Here is a 4,540-nt window from a genome sequence, read left to right on the forward strand (position 1 = left end):
GCGCTTGGTACATGTCCCCTTGCTGGGCCTATAGACACAAGTCCCGCCGCAGGAGAACGGCCCCGTTGCTCACACGTTGTTCCGGAGGGGCATCTTCCAGCAGTTCCACTCCGACACGGACGCGCGGGGCGGCATGGGAGGGTAGCGCCGGCAAATGGAACCGCACCTCGCGCCACGGCTCGTATATATTGACCATGCCTCCGGCATTGGTTTCGCCGGCGGGTATGTTGCCTTGGGCGGCGCCGGCGGCCTCGGTCAGCGGGGTCTCGGAGCCGTCCGGCGCAACCGCGACGCACTCGAGTCTTGTAATGCGGATACCGTGAAGGCCGCCGTGATACTCGAACGTGAGCACGTAAGGACCAGGCCCATACCACGTCTCGGCGAGATCGAAGGTCAAGACCACCGCAGACCCGTCAGCGAAGTTCACAGTGCTCCATTCGCCGACGTTCTTCGAGCGAAATTCCGGTGCGGGATCTGGAATACCTGAACGGCGCAACACGTCAACGGCCGCGCCCGCCGCGCGGAATCCGGACGCCATCGTGTCAACCAGCCGCGAGTGGAACGGGCCGGGGTCAATTGCACGTGCCCAGGCGACATGTTCTATCTCGAGGGTTCGGGCGGCCGCGTCTACTTGTTCAAACGCAGCCCGGTAACGCGCGTTGCCCGGCGATGCGGGCTCGGATGCGCCAGCCGCTGGCGCTTGTGAAAGGAGCCGCAATCCGTCGGAGAGGTCCAGATATGCCTGATGGATGCGCGACTCCGCGATGGCGGGACCATACCCCAGTTTCATGGCGCGGTCGAGCGCATCATCGGCCTGGCGCCTGAGGCTTATCATCTCCTCCTCGGAGGCAATTGCGCCAAGTATCCACTCCCCGAAACCAAATGGGTGGCCGCCTTTTGTGTAGGCGGCGCCGGTGTCGCCGATCAGAGTGATGGCCGTTCTGCTGCCGGCGAGTTTCCAACCGACGGGTCCAACCGCGACGGCCCATTCCGCGAACCGGTCCGGTTCGGCAATCCCGTGCGCACGCGCCCAAGCCCGTGCAAACCCGGCCTCGTCACGGCCCTTATTGTTCCACAGCCACTCGGCGGCAGCCGTCACGTTGAAGTCGTGAAGATCGTTGGAGGGAACAGCGTAGACGATGACGTTGGATAGCCGTTTCTCGACGAACTCCGTCATGCGCGCGCGAATGAACTGCGGTCCCGTGAACGGCGTGACGGTGCGCCACGCATTGGTTACCTGGGGGTACACGCCCAACCAGCGCCCGGACTGCGCAAACGACTCCAACAACGGATAGATCATCGGCTTGTCCGAAGAATCGTAGGTATATCCGCCGTGGTAGTAGGAGATCTTGACGTCAGGAGGCGCGGCCTTCAGGACCAGTTCGTTGACCGGATAGGAGCCCTGCGTCAGCAGCAGGCGAAGCGAGGCGCCGGGCTTCACGGCTTTCGCCCGTTCGAACGCCTGTACCGCGGCGGCCACCTCGACGGTGAACGGTTCTCTTCCATCGCAGGCGGGGCAAAAACAGGGCGCGGCATCCTCGGACAGCCAGAGCATGACCTCGCTGATCTCCGGCAATCGCACCAGAGACTCCATCCAGTCGCCGAGGATGCGAATCGCATCCGGGTTTGAGAAACAGATTCCCGGCGTGTAATCGGAGGGCACGGGCACGGCCGGGTTCGGAGTGGACGCGAGCCCCGGCAGGCGCTTGCGCAACTCGTCGTTGGTCATGATCTGTTCGAGGTGAAGGATGATGGGAACGAGTTTGATCCCTTCCCGAACCGCTTCGCGGCGCATGTCTTCCGGTAACGAGCCGATTCCGTTACCGTTGTCGTCGCACGACAGGGATGCGTGGGCCTCGACGACGTTGAACTTCCGCGCAGCGAGCCAGGCCAAATCGCGCGTGGAACTCCCTCCCCACTGGCCCCGTTCGGGCATATCCGGCCAGTCGGTCAGGGCTAATTCAGGCACCGTGCCTGGTTCGGCTTTCAGCATCTGAGACAACGTGCGCGCGCCGTAGAGAAGCCCAAGGTCTGTGTTGGCGCACACCAGCAATCCTCCGAAGGCGCCCGCTTGCGAGATTGAGACGATGACGCAGGCTTGATCGGCATTGGGCACGGTCGCTAATACGTTGGCTGCGTTTTCGGGAAGAGCGTTGCCGGCATTGCCTGACAATGTGAACACAATGCGGAACGGCGCATCTTCGGCTGTGGCGGCCGCGAACGGGGCCAGCAACCCGCGGATGGTGTCATATTTGGGCTCGGGAGCATCCGGCACAATGAGCGCGACGTCTTCGGGGCGCGCGGGGTGGACGGCTGCGACCTTGCAGGTTTTCGGGCATGGAATAACGCGTCCTTGCCATTCCGCCGCAAGCGCGGTTGTTTCCGCTCCGTATGCTGCCGTTGATGCCAAGAGTATTGTGGCGAATAGGACAGCTTCTTCTAACGTCTTGCGCATCTGGGTGCCCTCCGTACGGATTGCCGTTGTGTGGGAAGCATGATATCACGTGAGGACACCCCGGCTTTCATCCGAAGCGCGGACGGTTCGCGCGCCAATGCAGTACCCCGGCGCGGCCATGTGAACGAGACAGTGTCCCTGTTGACAGAACCCAAGGGAGGGCATATCGTGATCTCGGCTGGAGTTGCGGAATCTCAGTTCTCAGGTGGGGTAGTTGTCGACGGGCTTGGGCGGTGGGCCTACGGTGAGCATCGGCTCGGGAGACGACGGATCGGAGGGACCATGAAAGCACTGAATCTTTGGAACTGCACCATGATGGGGGCGATGGTTCTGATTATTGCCACTTGCTCCTTTGCGCAAGATTGGCCGCAATGGCGGGGAGACAACCGGGATGGCAAGGTGACCGGGTTCAACGCGCCTCAGGCCTGGCCCGCGGCACTAAAGCAAGTCTGGAAAGTAACCGTCGGCGTGGGTGATTCCACTCCTGCGCTGGTTGGTGACCGGCTCTATGTCTTCACGCGGCAAGGCGAGGACGAGGTTACGTTGTGTCTAGATGCGAAGACGGGAACGGAGGCGTGGCGGGACAAGTACGCGGCGCAGCCTGTGGCGGGACCGGCTTCCCGGCACCCCGGGCCCAGAAGTTCCCCGGCGGTAGCAGACGGGAAAGTCGTCACGCTGGGCGTGGCGGGGGTCCTTTCCTGCCTGGATGCCGCAAAAGGCGCGCCGGTGTGGCGAAAAGATCCGTTTCCCGGAGTCGTTCCGGAGTTCTTCTCAGCCATGTCTCCCATCATCGTTGATGGCATGGCACTTGCGCATCTGGGCGGTCCGGGCAATGGGGCTTTCATCGCGTTCGACCTGAACACGGGCGACGAGAAGTGGCGGTGGGGCGGCGAAGGCCCGGAATATGCCTCACCGGTTCTGTTGACGGTCGCGGGGACAAGACAGGTTGTGACGCTGGCGGAAAAGAGCGTCGTAGGAATTGGCGTGGCAGACGGCGCGTTGCTGTGGCAACTGCCATTCGTTCCCGCAAGAAGAGCCTATAACGCGGCCACTCCATTGGTGGACGGGCAAACCGTTATCTACATGGGAGCAGGCCGGGGCAGCAAAGCCGTTAAGGTCGAGAAGCAGGGGGACGGCTTTTCCGCGACGGAGCTCTGGAGCAACCCTGATATCGCCCCTCAGTTCAGCACGCCGGTTCTGAAGGACGGTTTCATCTTTGGCCTCTCAAACACGGGCAATCTGTTTTGCCTCAACGAGCAAACGGGTCAAACAGCCTGGGTTGACGGCACTGTGCGCGATAAGGGGGGCTTTTCGGCTATCATCGACGCGGGTTCGGTCATCCTGGCTCTGCCGAGCAGTTCAGAAATGGTTGTGTTTGAGCCCAGCGGTACTGCGTATGCCGAGCTGGCGCGGGTCAAAGCCGCGGATACCCCGACGTATGCGCACCCGGTGCTCGCAGGGAGCACCGTCTTCGTGAAAGATGAAGCAACGCTGGCAATGTGTACCATCGAATGAACCGACTGGTGCCCGGAATCATCCGGTCCGGGGTTCAAAGAGTATTCCGAGCAGTCTTTCGTCCGGAGTCTGATTCTTGGCGGGTCCGAACGGCTGTCGGCCGGGCGTCATGACGGTAAGCGTTTCATTGTAAGACCAATACGCCCATCCGATATTGTTTTCCTCAAACGCGTCGCGAACGTCCTTGAGGTACTCATACCTGTCTTCGGGATCGATCGTGCGTTGGTAACACCCGAATTCCGCGCACCAGAGCTTGAGGCCCCCGCCGTAAGACTTGTTCCAATCCACGAGTTTCTTGACGCAGTCCGTGATTCTTTGTTTATTCCATCTCGCATCCCCGTACTCGAGGAGCAAGCCCTCCGCGGCGGGGCGCCAATCGGGGGGATCAGCGGGGATCTTTTCGAGGATGGACTGTTTGCGTTCGGCGATGATTTCGGGGCTCGATGGATACGGAACCGAGCCCAAGTAAGACCACAACTTTGGGGTTAACCATTCTGCTCCCTGCAACGTGAGCACAAAGGGATCGTAAAACGTAAAGCTGTACATGACATTCGCGTCATTCACGGGTTT

The 4,540-nt window shown here is 61.3% G+C and carries 3 protein-coding genes; 1 reads left to right on the plus strand and 2 read right to left on the minus strand.

Annotated features, from left to right (window positions below):
* Window positions 1–28: 28 nt before the first annotated feature.
* The gene (locus PLJ71_18170) at window positions 29–2,455 is read right to left on the minus strand and encodes a hypothetical protein (protein HQM50619.1); all 2,427 of its coding nucleotides are present in this window, start codon (window positions 2,453–2,455) and stop codon (window positions 29–31) included.
* A gap of 282 nt (window positions 2,456–2,737) precedes the next feature.
* Here PLJ71_18170 and PLJ71_18175 point away from each other — a divergent pair, with 282 nt between their 5' ends.
* Window positions 2,738–3,970 carry a PQQ-like beta-propeller repeat protein gene (locus PLJ71_18175; protein ID HQM50620.1) on the plus strand — a complete coding sequence of 411 codons (1,233 nt, stop codon included), beginning with the start codon at window positions 2,738–2,740 and terminating at the stop codon, window positions 3,968–3,970.
* Between the two features lie 18 nt (window positions 3,971–3,988).
* On the opposite strand, the gene PLJ71_18180 is transcribed toward PLJ71_18175, so the two are convergent.
* The coding region (locus tag PLJ71_18180) for a hypothetical protein (protein HQM50621.1) at window positions 3,989–4,540 on the minus strand (552 nt) is incomplete at its 5' end.

The organism is Candidatus Hydrogenedentota bacterium (genome assembly GCA_035416745.1).
In the GTDB taxonomy this organism is placed as follows: domain Bacteria; phylum Hydrogenedentota; class Hydrogenedentia; order Hydrogenedentales; family SLHB01; genus UBA2224.

Coding starts and splice junctions, on each gene's coding strand:
- PLJ71_18175 (HQM50620.1), top strand. CDS start 2,738: ATGAAAGCACTGAATCTTTGGAACTGCACCATGATGGGGGCGATGGTT.
- PLJ71_18170 (HQM50619.1), bottom strand. CDS start 2,455: ATGCGCAAGACGTTAGAAGAAGCTGTCCTATTCGCCACAATACTCTTG.